The sequence below is a fragment of the Gluconobacter sp. ESL1110 genome, assembly GCF_058107395.1.
The window spans coordinates 453,676-476,235 of the sequence record NZ_JBYLUK010000007.1; the positions used below are offsets into that span (position 1 = coordinate 453,676).

Annotated in this window: 23 protein-coding genes and 2 riboswitches; of the genes, 8 read left to right on the forward strand and 15 right to left on the reverse strand. The window is 57.7% G+C overall.

Annotation, left to right across the window (positions count from 1 at the left end; genetic code table 11):
- Positions 1–541 precede the first annotated feature (541 nt).
- A complete protein-coding gene (gene tldD, locus AC3B6F_RS06155) occupies positions 542–2,005 on the reverse strand; it encodes a metalloprotease TldD (protein ID WP_489823705.1) in 1,464 nt (487 codons plus the stop codon).
- 77 nt (positions 2,006–2,082) lie between these two features.
- Positions 2,083–3,246: an aminotransferase gene (locus AC3B6F_RS06160; RefSeq protein ID WP_489823706.1), complete on the reverse strand. Its 1,164-nt coding sequence runs from the start codon at positions 3,244–3,246 to the stop codon at positions 2,083–2,085.
- A 505-nt stretch (positions 3,247–3,751) separates the two neighbouring features.
- On the opposite strand from AC3B6F_RS06160, the gene glnA reads away from it, so the two are divergent.
- The 3 genes from glnA (at position 3,752) to AC3B6F_RS06175 (ending at position 6,870) form a co-directional block, all read left to right on the forward strand.
- On the forward strand, positions 3,752–5,134 hold the full coding sequence (gene glnA / locus AC3B6F_RS06165; protein WP_023944416.1) for a type I glutamate--ammonia ligase: 1,383 nt from the start codon (positions 3,752–3,754) through the stop codon (positions 5,132–5,134).
- A gap of 84 nt (positions 5,135–5,218) precedes the next feature.
- The gene (locus AC3B6F_RS06170) at positions 5,219–5,848 is read left to right on the forward strand and encodes a trimeric intracellular cation channel family protein (RefSeq protein ID WP_063904849.1); all 630 of its coding nucleotides are present in this window, start codon (positions 5,219–5,221) and stop codon (positions 5,846–5,848) included.
- 29 nt (positions 5,849–5,877) lie between these two features.
- Positions 5,878–6,870, forward strand: a complete 993-nt coding sequence (locus AC3B6F_RS06175; protein WP_489823707.1) for an MBL fold metallo-hydrolase — start codon at positions 5,878–5,880, stop codon at positions 6,868–6,870.
- Between the two features lie 18 nt (positions 6,871–6,888).
- On the opposite strand, the gene AC3B6F_RS06180 is transcribed toward AC3B6F_RS06175, so the two are convergent.
- Complete coding sequence (locus tag AC3B6F_RS06180; protein WP_489823708.1) at positions 6,889–7,101, reverse strand: heavy-metal-associated domain-containing protein; 213 nt, start codon at positions 7,099–7,101, stop codon at positions 6,889–6,891.
- Between the two features lie 84 nt (positions 7,102–7,185).
- Positions 7,186–7,542, reverse strand: coding sequence for a putative quinol monooxygenase (locus tag AC3B6F_RS06185; RefSeq protein ID WP_148621140.1), 357 nt, complete (start codon positions 7,540–7,542; stop codon positions 7,186–7,188).
- Positions 7,543–7,647: 105 nt separating this feature from the next.
- Here AC3B6F_RS06185 and AC3B6F_RS06190 point away from each other — a divergent pair, with 105 nt between their 5' ends.
- Positions 7,648–8,118, forward strand: coding sequence for a YbaK/EbsC family protein (locus AC3B6F_RS06190; RefSeq protein ID WP_489823709.1), 471 nt, complete (start codon positions 7,648–7,650; stop codon positions 8,116–8,118).
- A gap of 67 nt (positions 8,119–8,185) precedes the next feature.
- Here AC3B6F_RS06190 and gcvP read toward each other — a convergent pair whose 3' ends face one another.
- The 3 genes from gcvP to gcvT form a co-directional block, all read right to left on the reverse strand.
- Positions 8,186–11,023: an aminomethyl-transferring glycine dehydrogenase gene (gcvP, locus tag AC3B6F_RS06195; RefSeq protein ID WP_489823710.1), complete on the reverse strand. Its 2,838-nt coding sequence runs from the start codon at positions 11,021–11,023 to the stop codon at positions 8,186–8,188.
- Between the two features lie 76 nt (positions 11,024–11,099).
- Positions 11,100–11,459, reverse strand: coding sequence for a glycine cleavage system protein GcvH (gcvH, locus tag AC3B6F_RS06200; protein ID WP_489823711.1), 360 nt, complete (start codon positions 11,457–11,459; stop codon positions 11,100–11,102).
- A 17-nt stretch (positions 11,460–11,476) separates the two neighbouring features.
- Complete coding sequence (gene gcvT / locus AC3B6F_RS06205; protein ID WP_489823712.1) at positions 11,477–12,610, reverse strand: glycine cleavage system aminomethyltransferase GcvT; 1,134 nt, start codon at positions 12,608–12,610, stop codon at positions 11,477–11,479.
- A 61-nt stretch (positions 12,611–12,671) separates the two neighbouring features.
- Positions 12,672–12,748: riboswitch (glycine riboswitch) on the reverse strand.
- Positions 12,749–12,839, reverse strand: a riboswitch (glycine riboswitch).
- A gap of 95 nt (positions 12,840–12,934) precedes the next feature.
- Here gcvT and AC3B6F_RS06210 point away from each other — a divergent pair.
- From AC3B6F_RS06210 to AC3B6F_RS06220, 3 genes are all read left to right on the forward strand, one after another.
- Positions 12,935–13,237, forward strand: coding sequence for a putative quinol monooxygenase (locus tag AC3B6F_RS06210; protein WP_489823713.1), 303 nt, complete (start codon positions 12,935–12,937; stop codon positions 13,235–13,237).
- 1 nt (position 13,238) lies between these two features.
- Positions 13,239–13,514, forward strand: a complete 276-nt coding sequence (locus AC3B6F_RS06215; protein WP_489823714.1) for a putative hemolysin — start codon at positions 13,239–13,241, stop codon at positions 13,512–13,514.
- Positions 13,515–13,645: 131 nt separating this feature from the next.
- Positions 13,646–14,083 carry a MarR family winged helix-turn-helix transcriptional regulator gene (locus tag AC3B6F_RS06220; protein WP_415515885.1) on the forward strand — a complete coding sequence of 146 codons (438 nt, stop codon included), beginning with the start codon at positions 13,646–13,648 and terminating at the stop codon, positions 14,081–14,083.
- A 38-nt stretch (positions 14,084–14,121) separates the two neighbouring features.
- Here the strand turns inward: AC3B6F_RS06220 and speE are convergent, their stop codons facing one another.
- The 6 genes from speE to miaA form a co-directional block, all read right to left on the reverse strand.
- Positions 14,122–14,994, reverse strand: coding sequence for a polyamine aminopropyltransferase (gene speE, locus AC3B6F_RS06225; protein WP_489823715.1), 873 nt, complete (start codon positions 14,992–14,994; stop codon positions 14,122–14,124).
- Positions 14,995–15,067: 73 nt separating this feature from the next.
- Positions 15,068–15,547 (reverse strand): adenosylmethionine decarboxylase, encoded by a 480-nt coding sequence (gene speD / locus AC3B6F_RS06230; RefSeq protein ID WP_010504462.1) that lies wholly within the window; start codon positions 15,545–15,547, stop codon positions 15,068–15,070.
- Between the two features lie 443 nt (positions 15,548–15,990).
- Positions 15,991–17,010, reverse strand: coding sequence for a ketol-acid reductoisomerase (gene ilvC / locus AC3B6F_RS06235; protein WP_010504460.1), 1,020 nt, complete (start codon positions 17,008–17,010; stop codon positions 15,991–15,993).
- On the reverse strand, positions 17,010–17,537 hold the full coding sequence (ilvN, locus tag AC3B6F_RS06240) for an acetolactate synthase small subunit (RefSeq protein ID WP_010504458.1): 528 nt from the start codon (positions 17,535–17,537) through the stop codon (positions 17,010–17,012). Before ilvN ends, ilvC begins: the two co-directional genes overlap by 1 nt.
- Complete coding sequence (gene ilvB, locus AC3B6F_RS06245; protein ID WP_489823716.1) at positions 17,537–19,333, reverse strand: biosynthetic-type acetolactate synthase large subunit; 1,797 nt, start codon at positions 19,331–19,333, stop codon at positions 17,537–17,539. The genes ilvN and ilvB overlap by 1 nt, the downstream gene beginning before the upstream one ends.
- A 9-nt stretch (positions 19,334–19,342) precedes the next feature.
- On the reverse strand, positions 19,343–20,350 hold the full coding sequence (gene miaA, locus AC3B6F_RS06250) for a tRNA (adenosine(37)-N6)-dimethylallyltransferase MiaA (RefSeq protein WP_489823717.1): 1,008 nt from the start codon (positions 20,348–20,350) through the stop codon (positions 19,343–19,345).
- Positions 20,351–20,392: 42 nt separating this feature from the next.
- Here miaA and serB point away from each other — a divergent pair, with 42 nt between their 5' ends.
- Entirely contained in the window at positions 20,393–21,286 is an 894-nt protein-coding gene (serB, locus tag AC3B6F_RS06255) for a phosphoserine phosphatase SerB (protein WP_489823718.1), read from the forward strand.
- A 15-nt stretch (positions 21,287–21,301) separates the two neighbouring features.
- On the opposite strand, the gene AC3B6F_RS06260 is transcribed toward serB, so the two are convergent.
- Entirely contained in the window at positions 21,302–21,925 is a 624-nt protein-coding gene (locus tag AC3B6F_RS06260) for a hypothetical protein (protein ID WP_489823719.1), read from the reverse strand.
- Positions 21,926–22,042: 117 nt separating this feature from the next.
- On the reverse strand, positions 22,043–22,558 hold the full coding sequence (locus tag AC3B6F_RS06265) for a DUF721 domain-containing protein (RefSeq protein ID WP_489823720.1): 516 nt from the start codon (positions 22,556–22,558) through the stop codon (positions 22,043–22,045).
- Positions 22,559–22,560 lie beyond the last annotated feature (2 nt).

Below are 22,560 nucleotides of genomic sequence, written 5' to 3' on the forward strand. Positions count from 1 at the left end.
TGTCCTGTAAATGGGACGATAACCCCGCCAATAAAACCTATGGCCGGGTTCCATTTATACTCTATTGCCGGACCAAGGTTATAAGAGCCGGACCAAATTCCATAAAAATCCAGAGACATCACCCGGTGTTTTGTCGGGCCATATTTAATCAGTGTGTATTGAGAATACTGACCTCTGAATCGTGACAGGCCCGGATTTCTCCTAGTGCACCAAATCGCCCTGAAGGGACAGCCCCTGAGAATGTGGCTCAACCGCAAGAACACCAGCTTTTGCTTCTGCTGAAGAGGACGAAAACTAAAGATCCCGTATACCATTGCTCAGGAAGGGGCCGAGAAGACGAAAAAGCCTTTGAAACCGACAAACTATCCAAACAACAGAAAACCGCAAAAAAAGCAGAAGAAAGCACGAATATTGATATTACAGCATCATTAAGTCGGTCGATGGAACAAATTACTTCCACCCTACGCAACTTTTGACCCACCTAAACTCTCAACCAGCCCTTCGTGCCTGCATATTTTCGAAATCCGGAAATTCAGAAACCTCAGGCCGTCCCACCAACCGTCAAACCCGAGAGTTTCAGCGTCGGTTGCCCCACGCCAACCGGTACGCCTTGCCCGGCCTTTCCACAGGTCCCGATCCCGGGATCAAGCGCCATATCAGACCCAATCATGGAAATCTGGTTCATGGCATCTGCGCCATTACCAATCAGAGTGGCGCCCTTCACAGGCCGCGTCACCTTTCCACCCTCAATCAGATACGCCTCCGATGCCGCAAAAACGAACTTCCCGGACGTAATATCAACCTGACCACCGCCAAAATTGACCGCATACAGACCCCGCTTCGTTGAGCGGATCATCTCTTCCGTGGTCGCACTCCCTTCCAACATGACAGTATTCGTCATCCGGGGCATCGGCGCATGAGCATAAGACTCCCGCCGACCATTCCCGGTCGGAGACACCCCCATCAGGCGCGCATTCAAACGGTCCTGCAAATACCCCGTCAGAATACCGTCCTCGATCAGAACCGTGCGACCCGTCGGCGTTCCCTCATCATCAATGCTCAGCGACCCACGACGTTCCGGCAACGTGCCATCATCAATAACCGTCACGCCCGGCGAAGCCACACGCTTTCCGACCATCCCCGTAAACGACGATGTCCCTTTGCGGTTGAAATCCCCTTCCAACCCATGACCTACGGCCTCATGAAGCAGAATACCCGGCCAGCCCGGACCAAGAACCACATCCATTTCACCAGCTGGCGCAGGAGCTGCATCCAGGTTCAGAAGCGCCTGCCTCAGCGCCTCATCCACAGCCGCTTTCCATGTTTCGGCATCCAAAAGCCGCGACAGCTCGTATCGACCGCCCTGCCCATGCCCACCACTCTCGCGGCGACCATCTTTTTCCACAACAACCGACACGTTCAGACGCACCAGCGGCCGCAGATCAGCAACCCGGCCACCAGCATCGGCCCGACGCATGATCTGCACAGCCTGCCACTCGGAACTCAGACTGGCGCTCACCTGCACAACACGCGAATCCAGTGCTCGCGCATATGTATCAATCTCGCCGAGAACCGCCGCCCGCGCCGCAAAATCCGTGCCTTCCAGAGGTCTGGCATCAGCATAAAGCCGCTGGTTTGTAGCGCGTGGTCCGGGCGCCATAATGCCACTACGCCCTTGTCGCACAGCCCCAACTGTGCTCACCGCGCGCGCAAGAGCCTCCTCACTCATTTCGTCCGAATGAGCAAAAGCCGTTTCGGTCCCCAGAACCGCGCGCAAACCAAATCCGGAAGACGTCGTGAAGCTGGCAGACCGGATCGTACCATCATCCAAAGAGATGCCTTCGTTCTCGCGATATTCAAGAAACAGCTCCCCATCATCCACGCCTTCCAGCCCCTGCGCGACCAGAGCCTCCGCGCCATCCCGCGTCAGTCGGGATCCGGGGCGGTCGAAAAACAGGGCATCCGTTGTGGCAAGAGCCCCCAGCGCTTCTGCGGCAATAGACATGGTCTTGATCTCCTGGCTGAGAGGGCGAAACGAGGTTCAGAGATAGTGTGCAAGACGCTGAAGAGAAGAGGGCAGGCTCAGGACAGAGCCTTTTCCAGTCTGCAAAGCGCTTCTTCAAGGATCTCAGGCTTCTTGCAGAACGCAAAGCGGATCAGGTTTTGCGGAGCAGCCGGACCGTCAGGATCGTAGAACGCAGAAACAGGGATGGTCGCAACACCGGCCTGCTCAACCAGCCATTTTGCAAACTCTACATCCGTTCGCCCCTGCGCATGGCCCGTAATGTCTGCCACGATGAAATAACTTCCATCAGCAGGCAACGTCTCAAATCCCAGACGATGCAAACCATTCCGCAACAGATCCCGGCGCAGTTCCAGATCAGCTGACAGACCTTGATAATACTCATCGTCCTTGTTCAGACCATGAGCCACCGCCCGCTGAAGATTAGGAGCCGTGGCAAAAACCATCACCTGATGCGCCTTCGCAATCACAGACGCTAACGCAGCGGAAGCAGTCACATACCCGACCTTCCACCCCGTCAGAGAGAAACTCTTCCCCGCACTGCCAATTCTCATGCATCGTTCGCGCATGTCCGGCAGCGTCATCAACGGAATATGTTTCACGTGGAACGTCAGATGCTCATACACCTCATCACAGACCACATAAGCGTCATATTCCCGCACCAACCCTGCAATCAGGTCCAGTTCCGCCCGGGAAAAAACTTTCCCCGCCGGATTCATCGGAGAGTTCAGAATCATCGCTTTGGTCTTCGGACCAAAAGCGGCTCTGAGCTCCTTTTCCGGAAGATCCCAGTGCGGTGGCTGCAAACGCACACATTTCGGAACAGCCCCGATCAACTTCAGCATGGGAAGATAGGTGTCATACAGCGGCTCAATCAGGACCACTTCATCGCCCGCTTCCACAACCGCCATCAAACAGGCTGCCAGAGCCTCCGTCGCACCAGACGTCACAACCACTTCCGTCGCGGGATCAATCTCCAGCCCATAGAAACGCTGGTTAGACGCTGCAACTGCTTCCCGTAACTCAGGCAACCCGGTCAACGGGGCATACTGGTTCCGGTTATCCTTCAAAGCCTCGGCGGCAACCGCGATAATATCCGCAGGCCCCTCCGTATCCGGAAACCCTTGCCCCAGATTGATCGCATCATGCTTGACCGCAAGCTGGGACATAACCGTGAACACAGTTGTGGGAAGTGACGAAAGATAGCGATTGGGCGTTTTCATGAACCGGGACTTTGACAGGAGCAGAAAGGAATTTTTACCATTGCAGGAGGAGCGTCGTGTGAAAAGCCATTCCGTCCTTGAAGGGCGGCTCTAAACACTTGCCCCATGATGACACAGATAGAAGCCCACTTGCCTTGGAAATCATAAAGTTTTCCCGATCGGACAACACAGAACAGGAAACATTCCTCCCATACCTTATACGACCGAAAGCCATACCCGATCAGTTCAAACCCCGTTTCCGGACATTTCCTTTCTTCAAAAGATGATAAAATGAAGCGCTGTGTCGTACTCGACAGATGGGAAATTGTCCCGTAATCGTTTTGAAGCCGTTCACACGATGCAAGGCGACAGATCGATGGCCAGAAAAGCCCCTACTTCTTCCACCGCCAAACCGAAAGCCGCTGCTCCGCGCCGCGCTTCCGCCAAGGCAGCAACACCCAAGACCACAGCCGCAGCTGGCAAGCCGCCGGCACCGAACCCCGCAGCCGTAGCGCGCGTTTTCGAAATGATCCAGGAGCACGCGGCTGAATTCGTCGATCTGCGCTTCACCGATCCCAAGGGCAAGTGGCACCACACGACCCAGACAGTCTCCACCATTGAAGATGATACCTTCGTTGAAGGCTTCATGTTCGACGGTTCCTCCATCCAAGGCTGGAAGGCCATCAACGAGTCCGACATGGTCCTGCTGCCGGATCCGGAAACGGCCGTCATGGACCCGTTCTCCGCGAAGCCGCAGCTCATCCTGTTCTGTGACATCGTCGACCCGAAAACCGGTGGTTTCTACAACCGTGACCCGCGCTCGACTGCAAAGCTCGCAGAAGCCTATCTGAAAGAAGCCGGCTTCGGTGACACGGCATTCTTCGGTCCGGAAGCTGAGTTCTTCATCTTCGACAACGTGCAGTTCGGCACGGGCCCGAACTTCGGCACGTACCAGCTCGACAGCATCGAAGGCCCGGGCGCATCCCTGAAGGCCTACCCGGAAGGCAACATGGGCCACCGCCCTGTCGTCAAGGGTGGCTACTTTCCTGTCCCTCCAGTGGACAGCGAACATGACCTGCGCGCCGAAATGCTCTCCACGATGGGCGAAATGGGCCTGCCGATCGAGAAGCACCATCACGAAGTTGCACAGTCCCAGCATGAGCTTGGCACGAAGTTCGCAACGCTCGTGAAGTCCGCTGACTTCATGCAGATCTACAAGTACTGCGTGCACAACGTCGCCCACTCCTACGGCAAGACGGCCACGTTCATGCCGAAGCCGATCGCTGGCGACAACGGCTCTGGCATGCATGTTCACCAGTCCATCTGGCGTGACGGCAAGCCAACATTCGCTGGCGACAAGTATGCGGACCTGTCTGATGAAGCCCTGTACTACATCGGCGGCATCATCAAGCACGCCAAGGCCCTGAACGCTTTCACGAACCCGTCCACCAATTCCTACAAGCGCCTGATCCCGGGCTTCGAAGCACCTGTGCTGCTCGCCTACTCCGCAGCCAACCGCTCCGCTTCCTGTCGTATCCCGCATGCGACGAACCCGAAAGCAAAGCGCGTTGAAGTCCGCTTCCCGGACCCGATGGCAAACCCATACCTCGCCTTCGCTGCCATGCTGATGGCTGGCCTGGACGGCATCCGCAACAAGATCCATCCGGGCGACGCCATGGACAAGGATCTGTACGAACTGCCGAAGGAAGAGCTGGCCCAGATCCCGACGGTCTGCGGTTCGCTCCGTGAAGCCCTCGAAGCCCTCAAGGAAGATCACGCGTTCCTTCTCGAAGGCGGCGTCTTCACCAAGGACCAGATCGAGAGCTACATCGACATCAAGTGGGCAGAAGTCTACAAGTTCGAGCACACGCCGCACCCGGCAGAGTTCGAAATGTACTATTCGGTCTGATCCGAACAGACATCTGTCAAACGAGAAAGCCCGGCCATCGCGCCGGGCTTTTTTGTATGCAGTTTCCCTGCTACGGCATCCCTTATGATGCACCCCGCCTTCGAGGCTTTCTCAACTTCCATTCTGCCGGTTCTGGATATCGCCGGCACCGCTGTGTTCGCCGTCTCAGGAGCACTGGCGGCCGCGCGTGAACGCCTGACGATCCTGACATTCATGTTCTTCGCCGCCATCACAGGCGTCGGAGGCGGTACCGTCCGCGATCTGCTGATCGGAGCCCCGGTCGCATGGATGCACAACTCCACCGGGATCACCGTCTGCATGGTCTGCGCACTGCTCGTCTGGTTCACCCCCGGGCGCCTCTGGTCGGAACGCGCCGTGGACTGGTTCGATGGAATGGGAATTGCCGCTTACGGTGTGTACGGTTCCGCCAAAGCCATCGCTTACGGCATCCCCCTCGTCCCAGCAGCCCTCATGGGCATTGTCAGCGCCTGCATGGGCGGCATCTTCCGTGACGTTCTGGCGGGTGTCCCCTCCATCATCATCCGCCCGGAACTCTACGTTACGGCCGTGGCCCTCTCCTCATGCAGCTATGTGTTTCTGACCGCCGCAGGCCTCAGCACAACACTTGCCGCCGCAATCGCCATTACGGCCGGTTTTGCCCTACGCGCCCTGGCTCTCATCAAAGGGCTTGGACTTCCTCATTACCGGAAATAACGCCTCTCAAGCGGGAAAGACCATCACCCATGCGCTTTGTAACCTGCCTGCAAAAGCTTCTGATAGCGCTTCCGTTCTTCATGGCTCCCGCATGCAGCCGTGCAGCAGATTTTGACATCGTTGTTCTCGGTGCAGAGGGTGGCTTGGAAGATGGAAACCTGAGCGCCTATTTCATCCGTCCAACCACGTCCGATAAAGGTGTCCTCTGCGACGCCGGAACCATCCTTCACGGCCTGAAGGAAGCAACCAGAACAGGCGCCTTCGACACACACACCCTGACATCAAAGACCTTGTCCCCGGAAGGCGAAATCCTTCATGACAGGGTCACCGCCTACCTCATCAGCCATGCCCATCTGGATCATATCGCCGGCCTCGTCGCCGTCTCGCCAGATGACGCCCCCAAACCCATTCTGGCACTTCCGTCCGTCAACGCCGTTCTGGCGGAACACGTCTTCAACTGGCAGGTCTGGCCCAACATGGGCGACCGCGGCCCCACACCCCGCCTGGGCCTGTATCATTATCAGGACCTTGAACCCGGAAGAACTGTCCTCTTGCCACAAACCCCGCTTCAGGTTCAGGCTTATCCCCTCAATCATGGCGGCGTGGAATCAACCGCGTTCCTGCTAATCAGCGGATCAGACGCCCTGCTCTATCTGGGCGATACAGGCCCAGATACCCCCCAGCACTCGGACAATCTGCATCACCTCTGGCAAGCCATCGCACCACTGGTTCATCAGAAACACCTGCATGCCATCCTGATGGAATGCTCCTACGACAACAGTCAACCTACCAGCCACCTCTATGGCCATCTGACACCACACTGGGTCCAGAAAGAACTACAGGATCTGCAAACGGTCGCAGGAACCAGTCTCCAAGGCCTTCCCGTCATCATCACGCACGTCAAGCCAACGCTCAAACGTCAGGACGATCCCGCAGTCCGTATTTTCGAAGAATTGAACGCTACGAATGTAACAGGCGTCCATTTCATTATGGCCCATCAGAGCCTGCATCTCAGGCTCTGATGGGCCATGCGGCTTCAATCAGCCAACAACATCAAAACCAACATCTTCAACAGTGTCCTTCAGTGCAGAAGGCGAAACTTTTGCCTCATCATACTGAATAACAGCCTGAGCCGGCTCCAGCGTGACTTTCGCTACCGACACACCCGGCACAGCCTCAAGCGCCTTCTGCAACTTACCTGAACACCCTGTGCAGGACATGCCCTCAACCTTGAACGTCACAGATGCAGTCATGGGTGTCTCTCCTTTATCCCCGTTCCGTCGCTCCAACAGCGGCCCCACAGAAGAGACACATTCCTACTGGAATTGAAACTGCTTTCAGACGCCGTCACTGATTTCATCCAGAGGCTCCACGCGCATCAGCTGCACCGTGGCATCCAGTCGGTCCAGAAGCCCCGCCAGAGCCCGGAAATGCGGCGTCTCAAGATGCTGCTCAAATGCTGCCGTAGACGCCCAGCGCTCCTCCGCCGTAAACCGTCCTGCCGTCTCCATATCCCGGCTGATCACATAACGCTGGCAGCCTTCTTCCTTGCGGGACGCCACCGTGCAGCGCACCAATTCCAGTTCCAGGTCGCGCGCCCTATCAGCAGAAACAGTCAGGATAGCGACAACACAGGCAGAATGGCTCATCATAAGATCCTTCAGGAAACGAAACGCAGCACCGCCATGAAACATCCGATCCACGGCCCTGCCAAAGCCTGCTTCTAAAAGATCAGTTTTCAGAAGTCTCGCCCATGTTTCACATGAAACATCCTTTTCCCATCGCCGGAACCAACATCCATGAGCCTCGAAAGCGTCAAAGCAGATCTCGCCACCCGCGCGCCTGACCTCTCCGTCGTCGTGACCAGCAGTTCCACAGCAACAGTCGAAGAAGCCGCCGCCACACATGGCGTTGAACCCGACCAGATTGCAAAAACCCTCGGCGTCAAAGTCGGATCAGGTCCAAATGCCAGAACCGTTCTCATCGTGATGGCAGGCACAAAACGCTTGGACAACCGCCTGACAAAAGAAACGCTCGGCGGTCGTCCCCGCTTCCTCAACGGTGAAGAGGTTCTGGCCCTGACAAGCCATTCACCGGGCGGCGTCTGCCCGTTCGGCCTCCCCGAACCTCTGCCTGTGTACTGCGATGACTCCCTGCGCGCCTTTGAACAGATCATCCCCGCAGGCGGCGCCACCAACGCTTCCGTGGTCCTCACACCGCAACGCCTCGCAGAACTGACGTCTGCCACATGGGTCAAAGTCAGTACCTGATCCTCGCCCCTATCCAACAAAAAAGGCGCCCCTCTCAGGGCGCCTTTTGCATCAAAAACAGACCAGCTTACGCGTCTGCATAGGTGGAAATATCCGGGCAGGAACAAACCAGATTCCGATCACCCCAGGCATTATCCAGACGCCCCACCGGAGACCAGTACTTGGACGTGGAAACACCCCCAGGAAAACATCCCGTCTCACGGCTGTAAGACCGATCCCACGCACCCGCCAGATCCGCCGTCGTATGCGGCGCAAAACGCAGCGGGCTGTTCTCGATCGCCACAGCACCAGCCTCCACCTCGGAAATTTCCTTCCGAATGGCGATCATGGCATCACAGAATCGATCCAGCTCGACCTTCCCCTCAGACTCTGTCGGCTCGATCATGAACGTCCCCGCTACGGGGAAACTGACCGTCGGGGCGTGGAACCCATGGTCAATCAGACGCTTGGCAATATCGTCCACCGTCACACCCACGGTATCCTTGATCGGCCGCAGATCAACAATGCACTCATGCGCCGTAAAGCCATTGCTGCCCCGATACAGTACCGGATAATGCGCTTCCAGACGCGTCGCGATGTAGTTCGCATTCAGAATGGCCACTTCCGTTGCACGGCGCAGCCCCTCATCGCCCATCATCATGATGTACGCCGCAGAAATCGGCAGAATGGACGCTGACCCATATGGTGCAGCAGAAACGGCAATCCCGTTCTGACCCGGCAGATACGGCGCCAGATGGCTTCCCACGCCAATCGGCCCCATGCCCGGCCCACCACCGCCATGCGGAATGCAGAACGTCTTGTGCAGATTGAAATGCGAAACATCAGCCCCGTACAGGCCCGGTCGTGCCAGACCAACCTGCGCATTCAGATTCGCACCATCCAGATAAACCTGCCCACCAGCCGCATGAACAAGATCACAGATCTCGACAATCCGTTCCTCAAACACACCATGCGTAGACGGATAGGTAATCATGATGGCCGCCACACGCCCGTCATGCTGCGCGATTTTCGCCTTCAGATCGTCAACATCAACATTGCCGTTGCTGTCACAGGCCACCACAACAACACGCATCCCTACCATGTGGGCAGACGCCGGATTTGTCCCATGGGCGGACGCCGGAATCAGACACACATCCCGATCCATATCCCCCCGCGCCTGATGATACCCACGGATGGCCAGAAGGCCTGCAAACTCACCTTGTGCGCCAGAATTTGGCTGAAGCGACACAGCATCATAGCCAGAAATTGCACACAGCGTCCGTTCCAGATACGCAAACAGTTCCGCATACCCAGCCCGCTGATCCTTCGGCGCAAACGGATGAATCCGCCCAAATTCAGGCCAGGTGATGGGAATCATTTCTGCGGTTGCATTAAGCTTCATCGTGCAGGAACCCAGCGGAATCATCGTCCGATCCAGCGCCAGATCCTTGTCAGACAGAGACCGCATATACCGCAGCAGATCCGTCTCCGAACGATGAACATGGAACACCGGATGCGTCAGCAAAGCCGCCTGACGGGAAAGCGCCTGCGGTAGAGCTTCCTCCACAGAAAGCTTCCGCTCCAGAACCGCAACGCGCGCCTCATCCACCCCGAAGCACTGCCACAGTGTCCGGATGGTCTCAGGCGTCGTCGTCTCATCACAGGACAGACCAATCCGTCCTTCGCCCGCATCACGCAGATTGATCCCGGCATCCAGAGCCTTGGCAAGAATGCCCTGCGCATCGGAACCAGCATGAACTGTCAGCGTATCGAAGAACGTTTCCGTCTCAACCGTCACGCCAAGAGCCTTCAGACCCGCAGCCAGAATAGCCGCCAGACGATGCGTACGACCCGCAATCTCCTTCAGCCCTTCCGGCCCATGATACACCGCATACATGGACGCAATGACGGCCAGCAGAACCTGGGCCGTGCAGATGTTGGACGTCGCCTTCTCACGGCGGATATGCTGCTCACGGGTCTGCAACGCCAGTCGATACGCCTGGCGCCCGGCACTATCACGCGAAACACCGACCAGACGCCCCGGCATATGCCGCTTGTAAGCATCCTTCGTCGCCATGAACCCGGCATGCGGGCCACCACCACCCATCGGCACGCCATAACGCTGCATGGACCCAATGGCGATGTCCGCGCCCAGAGCCCCCGGGCTTTCCAGCATCACAAGAGCCAGCGGATCACAGGTCACCGCAACAATACCGCCCTGAGCATGAACCGCCTCAATCACACTACGCGGGTCACGCACAGCCCCGGACGAGCCCGGATAGGACAGCAGCGCACCAAACACGGACGCCACGTCCAGATCCGTCTCAGGATCACCCACCACGATGTCCCAGCCCAGCGGCTCGGCCCGCGTCTTCAGAACAGCCAGCGTCTGCGGATGCGTATCAGCATCTACAAAGAACCGGTCAGACTTGGACTTGCAGACACGCTTGGCCAGCGCCATCGCCTCTGCACAGGCCGTGCCCTCATCCAGCAGGGACGCATTGGCGATATCGAGCCCTGTTAGATCCGCCACAAGCGTCTGGAAGTTCAACAGTGCCTCAAGGCGGCCCTGACTGATTTCCGGCTGATACGGCGTATAGGCTGTGTACCAAGCCGGATTTTCCAGAATATTGCGCTGGATGACCGGCGGCAGAACCGTGTCGTAATATCCCTGCCCGATCATGGACGTCAGAACACGGTTCCGGGACGCAATGTCCCGCAGACGCGCCAGAGCCTGCTGCTCCGTCAGTGCCGCGCCAATCCCATGATCACCACGGTCAAGAATGGCTTTCGGAACCGTGCGGTCAATCAGATCTTCAAGGCTGGACGCCCCGATCGTCTGCAACATCTCCGCAATTTCAGAGGAGCGTGGGCCAATATGGCGGGAGCTGAAGTCTTCGGTCTGTTCAGGCCACAGGATCGTCACGGTATCGTTCTCTGGAAGTCTTGATGGGCAGGAAAAGAAAAATGGGCCCGGCAAAAGCCAGACCCATCACAGAACGTCAGAGGCTCTTGTACTGCTCTGCCGTCAGAAGGGACGTCAGGTCATCCGGGTTGGAAACCTTCATCTTGAAGATCCAGCCCTCACCTTCCGGGTCATTACCAACCAGCGTCGGCTCGTCGGACAGCTTCGTATTGAAGCCCGACAGCACACCGGCAACCGGAGCATAAATGTCAGACGCCGCCTTGACGGATTCCACAACCGCAGCAGCATCGCCCGCCGCCACGTCCGTGCCCTCGTCCTTGGCTTCCACGAACACCAGTTCGCCCAGCTCTTCAGAAGCATGAGCCGTAATGCCCACAGTCGCCTCTTCCCCGTCCAGACGGATCCATTCATGCGATTTGGTATAATAAGTCGTCATCGCTGCTTTTCCTTGGCTTAACGCTTGAAACCGGGCGCCACGAACGGCATCGCCCGAATATGAACCGGAACGAATTTCCCACGCAGTTCGGCGAACAGCGCCGTGTCATTTCCCGCGTAGTCTGTTGCGACATATCCCATCGCCACCGGCGCCTGGACCGTCGGGCCAAAAGCTCCTGACGTCACCACGCCGATCTCTTTCTGGCCTTCCGCATCCGCAAAAAGCTTCGCCCCCGCACGAACAGGCGCACGCCCCTCCGCCATCAGGCCAACACGCTTGCGGCTGACACCTTCACGAGCCTGACGCAGCACGATTTCAGCACCCGGATAGCCCCCTTCCCGAGAGCCCCCTTCGCGCCGGGCTTTCTGAATAGCCCAGGCCAGAGAGGCTTCAATCGGCGTGGTCGTCGTATCGATATCATTGCCATACAGGCAAAGCCCCGCTTCCAGACGAAGCGAATCCCGGGCTCCAAGCCCAATCGGAAAAACCTGTGGCTGGGCCAGCAACGCCCGTGCAACAGTCTCCGCATCCGCGGCTGCACAGCCAATTTCGTAACCGTCTTCGCCCGTGTAACCCGAACGCGACAGCGTCACCGGAACACCAGCAAGCTCCGTCTCGATCACGTCCATAAAACGCATATCGACCGCTGCCGGACAGAGAGGCGCAATCGCGTCCTGAGCCTGCGGTCCCTGCAGCGCCATCAGCGCGCGATCAAACTGTCGCGTCACAACACAACGGTCGGAAAGAGCCGCTTCAATCAGCGCCGCATCCTGCTCCTTGCAGGACGCATTCACCACAACGAACAGATCATCGCCCATATTGGCGACCATCAGATCATCCAGAATACCTGCGGCATCATTGGTCAGAAATCCGTAGCGCTGCCGTCCCTTCGCAAGCCCCGCATAATCAGCCGGAATCAGGCTTTCGAGCGCCAGAGCCGCATCCCGGACATCACCACTGCGGGCAGAAATCCGGATCTGCCCCATATGGGACACATCAAAAAGCCCGGCCTTGCTACGTGTGTGCAAATGCTCGGCCATCAGCCCTGCCGGATACTGAAGCGGCATCTCATAACCCGCAAACGGTACCATCTTGGCGCCAAGTTCCAGATTGAGAGCGTGAAGAGGAGTACGCTGAAGAGAGTCGGTCATGGGGTAGGTCCGGCCCGATCAAAACATGAAGGTGCAGACGCGCCCGGAGTTTCCGGAATACGCCGCCCCTTCTGTCCTTTTGCCTGAGATCGCTATCCCGTCGGCGGGTACGTCAGACGCACCTCTCTCCAGAATTTACCGACCAACTCGGTCCTTTAGCCTGAGAGTTTCCGGGGCGGTTGCTCCTTCGGCGCCAGCTCTAAAAGCTGGTCTCTCCCGTATTGGTCGGACTTAATCCTGCCAGTTTCCCAATTTCTTCGCAATCGTTACGATCTGTTCTGCGTTACGATTTCTGGACATTTTTAGACTTTGAAAGGAGCCACAATGGCTGGCGAACTGACCGTCATCGCAGAATTCTCCATCAATCCGGAGAACCGCTCTCTTTTTCTAGAAAACTGCGCTTATGACAGTGAGCGTTCCAACACAGACGAACCCGGTTGCCTCGCCTTCGACGTCATCACTTCAAACGAAGATCCCAACACCATCGTTCTGGTCGAGCGCTACACGGATCAGGCGGCCTTCGATACACATCTCAAAACACCTCATTTCGAGAAATTTGCCGCAACAACAAAAGCTCTGGGCGCAGTCGAAAAAAGCGTCCGCTTTTTCACAAGGACAGCCCCATAACATGCACACACTGAAAAACAGTCTTTTCGGCTGCGGTTTCCTGCTGGTCACGGCCTGTGCCGCCTCCCCTAACCAGAAAACACCAGAACACCGCATCATCGGCATGCCGAACCCTGCCAGCGCAAGCTGCATCAAACAGGGCGGCACACTTGAAATTGTCAACGGCCCCACCGGTCAAAGCGGAATGTGCCACCTCCCGTCCGGACAGACCTGCGAAGAGTGGGCTTTGTTCCGCGACCACCGCTGCCAGAGCACATCGCAGACCACGAAACCATAATCCTCGTCAGCCGTTTCCCCTGCCTCCAATGTCGTCGGGGAACGGCTTCTTCGGCACATTGGGCCTTTCAGACTAAATACATAGCATGTTATGTATTTTATCCACATTATCCACCCAAGGCGGATTTCCCCATGCGGACCCAGGCGCCCTGTCTCTCCATCGGATTCCTCGCCACCACAACAGGGCGCCTGTTTACGCGCCTGATGGAGCAGAAACTGAAACCCGCCGGAATGCGCGCAGGCCAGATCCCGGTCTTTCTCGCTTTAGGAAAAGGGGAAATCCTCAATCAGAAATATCTGGCCGAATTCGCAGGCATCGAGCAGCCCGGCATGGCAACCCTGCTGGCCCGCATGGAACGCGACGGCCTTATCGAGCGTGAAACCGATCCCAACGACAAACGTGTCAGCCAGATTCGCCTGACACCAGACGGACTCATGAAAAGTCAGAAAATCATTCCGATTATGGAAGAAGCGAGCGAGGAAGCCTTCAAAGGCTTTACCCCACTCGAGCGAGACATCCTCATAACGCTTCTGGAACGGATGAGCAGCAGCCTCGAACGCTGTCTTTAAAGTCCCCTCACCTTTAGAAAAGTGAGGGGAAAAACACCTTACTTGTCCGTCTTCGGAAGGTGCTCGGCAATATACGGCGGAAGATTGAAAGACCCGACGTGAATTTCCGGCGTCCAGTAACGCGTCGTTCCAAGAATATTGGCAGCCTCTGCGCGTGCGCGGATCTGCTCCACCGTCTGCGTGTTCGGTGACTGGCCCTTGGACGCCATACCCAGCGTCATGAAGCCACCAACATAAGTCGGAACAGCAGCAACATAAGCCGAGACATGCGGGAAGAATTTCGCACGACGCAGACTCGTCTCATACAGTTCATCAGCCTGCATGAACGGCACACCGCACTGGTTCACAATCAGACCCTCATCCGACAGGATACGCGCGCAGTTGCTGTAGAACTCATCCGTAAACAGAACTTCACCAACACCAATCGGGTCCGTGCTATCAACGATGATGACATCAAAAGAACCATCAGTAGCCTTGGCAACATAGTCGATGCCATCGCCAACGATCACTTCCGCACGCGGATCGTTCCAGGCATCCCCTGCAATGTTCGGCAGATGCTGCTTGGAGAGCTCGATCACCGCACCGTCAATTTCCACCATAACGGCTTTCTCGACGGTCTTGTGTTCCAGAACGCGACGCAGAACGCCACCGTCCCCAGCACCAATAATCAGAACACGCTTGGCATACGGATGCGCCAGAACAGGAACATGCGTCAGCATTTCCTGATAAACGAACTCATCGCGCTCCGTGATCTGGATCACACCATCCAGAACCAGCACACGACCATGGCTGGAACTTTCAAAAACCACCACGTCCTGGAAGTCAGATTTAACGCGCGCAAGTTCACGCGTGACCAGAAAACGCTGTCCCCAGTCCGGGTACAGGGTTTCGTTGATCCATGTTTCAGCCATGGTCTTCAATTCCTTGTCGGGATTTCAATGCAGAAGCAGGACCGGCCACACTGGGCCGATCCCTGCCTGAGGCTCAGGACGCGCTAGCGTTCCTGTCCTGGACGCGTCCACGGCGCACGGCATCAACTTCGATGCGGCCAGCCTGGAACAGACGCTGCATGACCGGAATCGACAGATTCGGATCACATGCGCCACACATAAAGACGTCAACCGCAGCGTAATTCCGCTCTGGCCACGTGTGGATCGAGATATGACTCTCAGCAAGCACGATCACACCAGACACGCCACCATTCGGCGTGAAGTGATGGAAATGGCTGTGCAGGATCGTCGCACCAGCAGCAATTGCTGATTCGCACAGCGTCTCATCAATGCGTGCCGGATCATCAAGATTCCGGGCATCCCAGAAATCGATCAGCAGGTGATTGCCGGCATAGCGTTCGCCATCCCGTTCAATAAAGTAGTCCTTGCGCTCCTCTTCAACAGAGTGAGCATCGCTGTTCTGGATATCTCTCGGGAGTTCCGATACCATCCCCAGTTGAGCAAGTGCGTTCATCACGTACCCCCAAACCAGTAGACAGCCTGTTGGGCGAAACCGCCCCCTTGGGCCAAGAAGCGCGGTGTTAGAGGCCTCTCCCCGCAGATGCAAGGGTTTTCTGTCCCGATGCGTTAATATGTCATATTGCAGGAAAGAAGAGGCTTCCGTTTGCGCTTCCTAACACTGCGCCCATCATGGCTCTGGCGCACTTCACAACTGGGATAGCGGCACACAAACCCTTCTGGAAGCCCCTTAAAACAAGCCTCACGCTGGGATGAGCCGACACATCGGCGACCTGACACCCAACACTCCAAAGAACAACCTCTCCACCCAGAAAAACGATTCGTTTTTTCCTGGACATAAAAACACGCGTCCCAAAGCCGGAAAACATTCCAGCCCCGAAACGCGTGCTTTTCCTGCCCCTCAACAGAAAACCACTGAGGGACCCCAACCCTTAGAGATCAGTTCTTGGCCTTGTCGACCAGCTTGCCCTTGGCAATCCACGGCATCATCGCACGCAGCTTCTCACCGGTCTTCTCGATCTGGTGAGCGTCATTGCGAGCGCGGATAGCCTTGAAGCCAACGCCGCCGGACTGGTTCTCAAGGATGAAGTTACGAACGAACGTACCATCCTGAATGTCCGTCAGAACACGCTTCATTTCAGCCTTCGTTTCCGGCGTGATAATGCGCGGACCCGTCACATACTCACCATACTCCGCAGTGTTGGAGATGGAGTAGTTCATGTTGGAAATACCGCCCTCGTAGATCAGATCCACGATCAGCTTCATTTCGTGCAGGCACTCGAAGTAAGCCATTTCCGGGGCATAGCCACCTTCAACCAGCGTCTCGAAACCAGCACGGATCAGGTCAACAACGCCACCACACAGAACAGCCTGCTCACCAAACAGATCGGTTTCGACTTCTTCCTTGAAGGTCGTCTCGATGATGCCTGCACGGCCGCCACCGTTTGCGGAAGCGTAGGACAGAGCGATGTCCAGAGCCTTGCCGGAAGCGTTCTGAGCCACAGCAACGAGGGACGGCACGCCACCGCCACGCTGGTATTCGGAACGAACCGTGTGGCCCGGACCCTTCGGCGCGATCAGGAACACGTCCAGATCCGGACGGGCTTCAATGATGCGGAAGTGGATGGACAGGCCATGCGCGAACGCAAGAGCGGCACCCTGCTTCAGGTTCTTCTCAAGGCTATCCTTGTACAGAGCGCCCTGGCCTTCATCCGGCGTCAGAACCATGACCACATCGGCCCACGCAGCAGCGTCTTCCGGGGACATGACCTTGAAACCAGCCTCTTCTGCCTTCTTGACGGCAGAGGACGTCGGACGCAGGCCGATGACGATGTCGGTCAGGCCGCTGTCACGCAGGTTGTTGGCGTGAGCGTGACCCTGGCTGCCGTAGCCAATGATCGCGACTTTCTTGCTCTTGATCAGATTCAGATCGGCATCGCGATCGTAATACACCCGCATCAGACATGTTCCTCGTTAACGTGAAAGACAGAAGGGCCACGGCCAATGGCCGCAATCCCCGTGCGCGAAACCTCAGCCAGGCCAAGGGGGCGCATCAACTCGATAAAAGCGTCGATCTTGGCGGGAGACCCCGTCAATTCGAACACAAAACTGGTGGCCGTCGTATCAACCGGGCGTGCCCGGAAGGAGTCTGCAATCCGCAGACCTTCCGTCCGACTTTCGCCGCGGGACACAACCTTCACCAGAGCAAGCTCGCGGCCCACATACGGGCCTTCTTCCATCAGATCACAGACAGCATGAACAGGGATCAGACGCTTGAGCTGCGCCTTGATCTGCTCAATGACCTGCGGCGTCCCCGACGTCAGAACCGTAATGCGTGACAGACTGCGCTCGGCATCCACCAGCGCCACCGTCAGGCTTTCGATATTGTACCCACGGCCGGAAAACAGGCCCACCACACGGGCCAGCGCGCCACTCTCGTTCTCAATCAAAACCGAGATGACCGAATTCTGGATTGTCTCCGTCATCAGACCAACATCATCCCTTCTTCGGTCAGACCTGCCGCCGCGGAATCCTGATCCGGGCCAAGCAGCATCTGGTTATGGGCCGCACCCGACGGAATCATCGGATAGCAGTTTTCGTTTTCCGCCACGCAGATATCCGCGATGACAGGACCATCATGCTCCAGCATCTGGCGAATGACATCATCCAGTTCGCCCACGCAGGTCGCACGCATCCCAGTTGCCTGAAACGCTTCCGCCAGCTTCACAAAATCCGGCAGCGCCTCGCTGTAAGACTGGGAATAGCGCGACCCATGCAGCAGTTCCTGCCACTGGCGCACCATGCCCATATACTGGTTGTTCAGAATGAAGATCTTCACTGGCAGACGATACTGCGCAATCGTCCCCAGTTCCTGAATGTTCATCAGGGTCGAGGCTTCACCCGCGATATCAATCACCAGCGCATCCGGATGCGCAACCTGCGCGCCCACAGCAGCCGGCAGACCATAGCCCATGGTGCCCAGACCACCGGAGGTCAGCCAGCGGTTTGGCTTGGCAAACTGGAAGTGCTGGGCTGCCCACATCTGATGCTGGCCGACCTCGGTGGACACAAACGTGTCACGCCCCGTCTCCATCGCCATTTCATACAAACGACGAATGGCATGCTGCGGACGGATAACGGCAGACGGCGTCATATCCTGCGTGAAGCCGAAGCCATCCACGCTGCGCCAGGACGCAATCTGGTTCCACCATGTGCTCAGATCAGGTGCTGGCGTGTCGTCCCACGCATCCAGCAACGCCTGAAGCGTATCGCGAACATCCCCTTCGAGACGCACATCCACACGAATGATCTTGCCGATCTGGCTCGGATCAATATCCGCATGAACCTTGAACGAGTTCGGCGAAAACGCATCCACACGCCCCGTCACGCGATCATCAAAACGCGCCCCCAGAGCAATCAGCAGATCACAGCCATGCGTGGCCATGTTCGCCTCAACCGACCCGTGCATGCCCAGCATACCCAGGAACTGCGGATCAGGAGACGGAAACGCCCCCAGCCCCATCAGCGTGGACGTGACCGGGAAGCCCGTCTTGCGCGCCAGACGACGCAGCAGCTCAGAAGCTTCCGGACCGGAATTGATGATGCCGCCACCAGTATAGAACAGCGGACGCTTGGCCGTCTTCATGGCCTCGACCGTGCGGGCAATTGCTTCGGCATCCGGCCCACCCTGACGACGGAACCGCTTCAGCCGTGACAGCGCTGGCTCCGTCAGCGGAGCCTGACCCACCGTGATGTCCTTGGGCAGATCAACCAGCACAGGCCCCGGACGACCGGAACGCGCCACTTCGAAAGCCTCACGCACCGTCTGGGCCAGAGCGCCCGGCGTCCGCACCAGATAGTTGTGCTTTGTAGCCGGACGGGTAATGCCCGTCGTGTCCGCTTCCTGGAACGCATCATTGCCGATCAGCTTCGTCGGCACCTGACCGGTCAGGCAGACCAGCGGGATCGAATCCATCAGCGCGTCAACAAGGCCGGTCACGGCATTGGTTGCGCCCGGACCGGACGTCACCAGAACAACGCCAACCTTGCCCGTCGAACGCGCATAGGCCTCAGCCGCATGAACGGCAGCCTGCTCATGGCGGACAAGAATGTGGCGGATACGGTCCTGCTTGAAGAGCGCATCGTAGATTGGAAGGACAGCGCCCCCCGGATAGCCAAAGACTACCTCTACGCCCTGTTCATCGAGAACGCGCAGAAGCACCTCCGCGCCATTCAGCGCTTCGTTGCCTGTTGTTGCGTCTCTTTCAGCAGCAGCCGTCACCGTATCCTCCTAAGGGGTATGAGGCGCGGGATTTAGGACAGATTGAAGGGTGCCGTCAACTCGTCCAGATATAAAATGTTCTATTTTTTCGTATTCAGTTTTCGATTCTTGCGCAAAGTAGGCATATCTTTGAAATGAAATCATTGAATCCGCCTCTACACCCAGAGCGTGATGCCGAAACCAAGTAGCCTGACGGCGAGTATATCGTCCAATTGCCAAAACGGCCGCCTGCTGCGCGGCTTCAAGCGTCATGTCACCCTGCAGAACTGCCGCAAGTTCCGGAACCCCATGCGCACGCATGGCAGGCAGAACAGAATCCAGCCCCCTCGCAACAAGACGACGCACTTCTTCCAGAGCGCCAGCTTCAAGCATCTGTTCAAACCGCACATTCAGAGATTGCCGCAACACATCACGCGGGGGGTCCAGAAGAACAGACACAAACCGGCACGGCGCAGGCGGCAACCCCGGCTGGGTACGCCACCATACCAAACCATGCCCGCTCCCGCGCCACACTTCCCAGGCCCTCGAAATCCTCTGCGTGTCATTCGGGCGAAGCGTTTCCGCCGTTTCGGGGTCCACCTCCGCAAGCCGGGCATGCAATGCCGCTGGACCAATTTCTTCGGCCAGCGCCCGCGCTTCCTGACGCGCCTCATCGCCGGGGTCAGGCACTTCTACCAACCCATCCGTCAGTGCCCGAAGATACATCCCCGTACCACCACACAAGATTGGCACACGTCCAGCCGCCCAAGCAGCCTCCATTTCCTCAAGTGCCTGTAACCGCCACCAGGCCACACTGCCCGGCGTCGCCGCATCCAGCACACCATAAAGCCTGTGCGGAACAGCGGCCTCATCAGCCGCGTCAGGTCGGGCCGTCAGAATGTGCAGATCACGATAAACCTGCATGGAATCCGCATTGATCACCGTTCCCCGGAAAGTCCGGGCAAGGTCCAGAGCCAGAGCCGACTTGCCGGAGCACGTCGGGCCAGCCACAATGAGTGCTGTCTTCGGGGCGTTCATCCCCCTGTTCCTGCCACACGCGCTGGACCGTTACGAGAGCTTATGTCCCTTCCATCCGTTCTGACCCTCATTGCCGACCGCAAGGCTGGCCCCCTCAAACCAGAAGCCATCGACGTCGCCCGGTCGCTTGTCAAAGGCAAGGCCTCTATCGTCCTGTCGGACGGGGAAGCTGTCGATATTCCATGCCCAACACCCGGCCCGGGCTCGGCTAGTGCCGCGACAATCCGCGCAACCCTCGCGCCCTATCAAACAGACGCCCTGCTTCTGAAAACCCGAGGTCGCCGCAAAGCCGTTCTGGTCGCGGACATGGACAGCACCATCGTCACCGGCGAAACGCTGGACGAAATGGCAGCCCTGCTCGGCATCGGGGAACAGGTCGCGGCCATTACCCGCGCCTCCATGAATGGAGAGATCGACTTCGAAACCTCCATCGAACAGCGCGTCGCCCTGCTGGCCGGTCACCCTGCGTCTGTTCTTGAAGAAGTCTGGAAAACCGTCACCCTGACGGAAGGCGCCAGAGAACTCGTCTGCACCATGCGCAAGCACAATGCCCGCACGGCACTCGTCTCAGGCGGCTTTACCTGGTTCACCCAGAAGGTCGCTGAACTCTGCGGCTTCGACGAGAACTACGGCAACAGCCTTGAAATCGTGGATGGAAAAATGACCGGCCGTCTCGATGCCCCGGTTCTGGGCCCAGACGCCAAACTGAGCCACCTCGAATCCCTGACTGCCGAACGCGGCGTTCAGCTCAAGGCCGCACTCACAACCGGCGATGGCGCAAACGATATCCCAATGCTGGCCAATGCAGGTCTTGGCCTCGCCTTTCACGCCAAACCAAACGTAAAAAAAATCATCGGCACGCAGATCAATTTCGCCAATCTGCGCGCCCATCTGTTTGCTCAGGGCTACAAGGCAGCCGATTTCGTCACCGACTAACCTCGTGCACCCGCCTCAATACCCCCAGGTATAGGGCGGGACACCCCCGTCATAGGCCGGAGCACCATAGTACCCCTGAGGCACGGCATACCCCCCTGCTGGAACACACCCCTGATACTGGGTCAGATAATATCCGGCCGGACACCCAGAGGTGGCGTTCTCAATCGCCATTCCAGCAGCAACGCCCAGCGCGGCGGCGCCAAGGCCCCAACCGCCCCAACCCCAGCCGCCACCCCAGCCCGGTACCCCCCAACCATAGCCATACCAACCGGGGCCACCCCAGCCGTTCCAGCCGCTCCATCCGGGACGTCCCCACCCCATAAAGCGCGGGCCACCCCAGCCTCCACTCCAGTTTCCATAACCCGGCCGGAATCCCCAGCCCGGTCCACCACCATATCCACCGCGAAACCCGCCTGGGCCGCCCCTGAACCCGCCGCCATATCCACCTGGCCCTCCGCCAGGACCGCCGCGAAAGCCACCTCCACCGGGTCCACCACGGAAACCACCGCCTCCGCCAGGTCCGCCCACATGACCGCCTCCCGGGCCACCACCTCCTTGCTGGGCGAACGCCGTCATCGGGAGGCTTCCAGCAAGGGCAGCCATCAACAGTGCTCCGACGGTTTTCTTCGTGATGTTCATGGCCTGTCTCCTCGGAAAGAGCCGTATTCTGTCTTCAGTAAATATCGGTAACACCCTGTTCTCTGAAAAGGGCTGTTTCAGGGCATGAAACAAGTCGTTTCACGTGAAACATACCAGTCACCGACGGCGCTTACCCCGGGCCCCGATATGTCCCCCCAGACGCTGCAACGCATCTCGAAGCTCATCGTCCTCAATTTCCGGAACATCGACCTGAATGGGCCTTGGCCGAGCCGGGCGTGGCCGCTCAAACGCCGTCATATCCTGCACGATTTTAAGGCGCACGATCATCGTCTCTCCCCGCAGGCCACAGGTTGTGTTGATCCGTTCGACAATCTGAGGCGCAAGATGCTGAAGTTCCATCGCCACAGGCCCAGAGCAGGCCAGCGTCAACGTCCCCGCAGAAAACCGGCGCGGCTCCGTCACTTTAGACAGGCGCGGTCCGATAAAATCTTCCCAATCCATGGACAATCGAACCAGCAATGGCGATTTTTTTTTGAAAGCGGGCTGGGTAATTCCCGGCACCAAAGCTCCAATCTGCCGCGCCCCACCCCGTTTAGCCGTCCAGTTCTGTTTGGGTGTAAATGTATCAGTCCGATCACGAAGGTTCTTGTTTGGACCCCGATCCTTCGTCATAT